Origin of the sequence: Mesorhizobium sp. M7A.F.Ca.MR.148.00.0.0 (assembly GCF_003997735.1) — a bacterium.
Classification (GTDB): Bacteria; Pseudomonadota; Alphaproteobacteria; order Rhizobiales; family Rhizobiaceae; genus Mesorhizobium.
The window spans coordinates 1-229 of the sequence record NZ_RZTB01000739.1 but is presented as its reverse complement, the minus strand read 5'-3'; the positions used below and the strand labels follow the sequence as shown (position 1 = coordinate 229).

Genomic DNA, 229 nt, shown 5'->3' with positions numbered 1-229 from the left:
GCACCGAAATGTTCAGCCGCCGCGCGATCACCTTGTTTGGGGCGCCCTCGGCCAGCAGCGCCAACACTTCCGCCTCGCGCGGCGACAGCGTTGGGCGGGCGGCATGCTCGTCGGAGGCCTCCTCCTCGAACGGCTCGCCATCGCCGGCATGGAAATCCTCTTGGCGTCTGCCATCGCTCGAGACGCGATAGCCGGCCGCACCCAGCCGCGCAGCCGCGGCGATCAGCAA

Annotated in this window: 1 protein-coding gene; it reads right to left on the bottom strand. The window is 69.9% G+C overall.

What is annotated here, in order from left to right; all coding sequences use genetic code 11:
• Positions 1-229 (bottom strand): helix-turn-helix transcriptional regulator (locus tag EOB49_RS36060; protein WP_164782038.1); only part of this gene is annotated, 229 nt, incomplete at both ends.